Origin of the sequence: Mesorhizobium sp. M7A.F.Ca.CA.002.04.1.1, from assembly GCF_004022805.1 — a bacterium.
GTDB classification, from domain to species: domain Bacteria; phylum Pseudomonadota; class Alphaproteobacteria; order Rhizobiales; family Rhizobiaceae; genus Mesorhizobium; species Mesorhizobium ciceri.
The window spans coordinates 1-2,492 of sequence record NZ_RZPL01000787.1 but is presented as its reverse complement, the minus strand read 5'-3'; the positions used below and the strand labels follow the sequence as shown (position 1 = coordinate 2,492).

General features: G+C 65.0%; 1 protein-coding gene. It reads left to right on the top strand.

Translation table 11 applies throughout. The features are described 5' to 3' along the window. Positions 1 to 301: 301 nt before the first annotated feature. On the top strand, positions 302 to 2,492 hold a 2,191-nt coding region (locus ENZ75_RS28440; RefSeq protein ID WP_164888064.1), incomplete at its 3' end, for an indolepyruvate ferredoxin oxidoreductase family protein.

Below are 2,492 nucleotides of genomic sequence, written 5' to 3'. Positions count from 1 at the left end.
CACCGCCAAGCCCGATCTCGTCGGCCAGCCCGACGGCAAGCTGCCGGGCGAGCCGAAGCCAGATTGCTCGAGAGGCGGCTGACGCGTCGCGGCCGGCCGCGCCGCAGCTGTAATGTTCATGCGCCGGGCAATGTCCGCGGATCGGTTTCATACCCGATTCAGGATGGCCGCGGACTGTTCGTTGCGCGTTGCCTGGCATCTGCGATTTTGTTTGACCTGCCTTGCAAGGGGAGAAAGGATGCGTCATCCGACCCCGACGTTGGCTGCCTGCCCCGCGTGGCCTCCGCAGAGGAAATGCCTGATGACGCTGCACGACGTCGCGCTCGACGACAAGTTCGATCTCGCAAAGGAGCGCATCTTCCTGTCCGGCGCGCAGGCGGTCATTCGCATGCTCTTGATGCAGCGCGAGCGCGACCGTCGCGCCGGCTTGAACACGGCCGGGTTCGTCTCTGGCTATCGCGGTTCGCCGCTCGGCGGCCTCGACATGCAGCTGTGGAAGGCGAAGAAACAGCTCGCCCAGGCTGACATCGTCTTCCAGCCGGGTCTCAACGAGGAGCTTGCCGCCACCGCCTGCTGGGGGGCGCAGCAGACGGAGCTGCTGGGCGAGGGCACTCATGACGGCGTCTTTTCGGTCTGGTACGGCAAGGGACCGGGCGTCGACCGCTCAGGCGATGTGTTCCGCCACGCCAACCTCGCCGGATCGTCGAAGCATGGCGGCGTGCTTGCGCTGATGGGCGACGACCATATGGCCGAATCCTCGACCAACGCGCACGCCACCGAATTCCTGTTCGTCGACACGATGGTGCCGATCCTCAACCCGGCCGGTGTCCAGGAGATCATCGACTACGGGCTCTACGGCTTCGCCATGTCGCGCTTTGCCGGCACGTGGGCGGCGATCAAATGCGTCAAGGACAACATCGAATCGACCGCCTCGGTCGATGCCGCGCTCGAGCGGCTGAACATCGTCGTGCCGGAGTTCGACATGCCGCCTGGCGGTCTCAACATCCGCCACGAGATCGACATGCTCGGCCAGGAAGAGCGGCTGCATGAACACAAGCGCGCCGCGGCCTCCGCCTTCATCCTTGCCAATGGGCTGAACCGCATCGTCTATTCGGGCGGCCGCAATCCGAAGATCGGCATCATCACGCTCGGCAAGAGCTATCTCGACGTTCGCCAGGCGCTGGAGGATATCGGCATCGACGAAGCGGCCGCCAACCGCATCGGGGTGCGGCTGTTCAAGGTCGGCTGCCCCTGGCCGCTCGACCTGCATCACATCGCCGGTTTCGCCCGCGGCCTCGACACCATCGTCGTCGTCGAGGAGAAGCGCTCGCTGATCGAGGTACAGTTGCGCGAAAGCCTTTATGGCACTGCCACCCAACCGGTCATTATCGGCAAGAAGGACGAGCGCGGCGACTGGCTGTTTCCGGCCAAAGGCGCGCTCGATCCCAACGAGATCGCCATCGCGCTTGGCGAGAGGATCGTCAGGACCATCGGCCCGTCCGAAGAGATTTCGGCGCGGGTGGCAAAACTGCGCCAGTTCCAGGCAATGCTCACCGAGGCCACCGACATCGGCTCGCGCACGCCGTTCTTCTGTTCCGGTTGCCCGCACAATTCGTCCACCAAGGTGCCGGACGGCTCGATCGCCGCGGCCGGCATCGGCTGCCACTTCATGGCGCTGTGGATGGACCGCAACACAGTCGGCTTCACGGCCATGGGCGGCGAGGGCGCGCAATGGGTCGGCCAGGCGCCGTTCTCCAAGCGCGAGCACATCTTCCAGAATCTTGGCGACGGCACCTACAACCATTCCGGTACGCTGGCGATCCGCTTCGCGCTGTCGAGCGATGCCAACATCACCTACAAGATCCTCTACAACGACGCGGTCGCCATGACCGGCGGCCAGCCGCACGAAGGCGGCCTGACCGTCGATATGATTGCCAGGCAGGTGCGGGCAGAGGGTGTCGACCGCATTGCCATCGTCACGGATGAGCCGGACAAATATGCTGGCAAAGCCGAATTCCCGGCCGGTGCCACTATCCATCACCGCGACGACCTCGATCTCGTCCAGCGCGAGCTGCGCGACGTCAAGGGCGTTTCGGTCTTGCTCTACGACCAGACCTGCGCCGCCGAAAAACGCCGCCGCCGCAAGCGCGGCACATTCCCCGATCCCGACAAGCGCGTCTTCATCAACGAACTGGTCTGCGAAGGCTGCGGCGATTGCGGCGTACAGTCGAACTGCGTCTCGATCCAGCCGGTCGAGACCGAATTCGGCCGCAAGCGCAAGATCGACCAGTCGAGCTGCAATAAGGATTTCTCCTGCGTCAACGGCTTCTGCCCGTCCTTCGTCACTGTGCACGGCGCCAAGATCCGCAAGGCCGAGGGCCTGGCCGGCAAGGCCGATCCGCTGGAAGGCGTGCCCGTGCCGGCGCAATTCCCGCTTGGCGAGCAGGGCTGGGCGGCGATCATCGACGGCGTCGGCGGCACCGGCGTCGTCA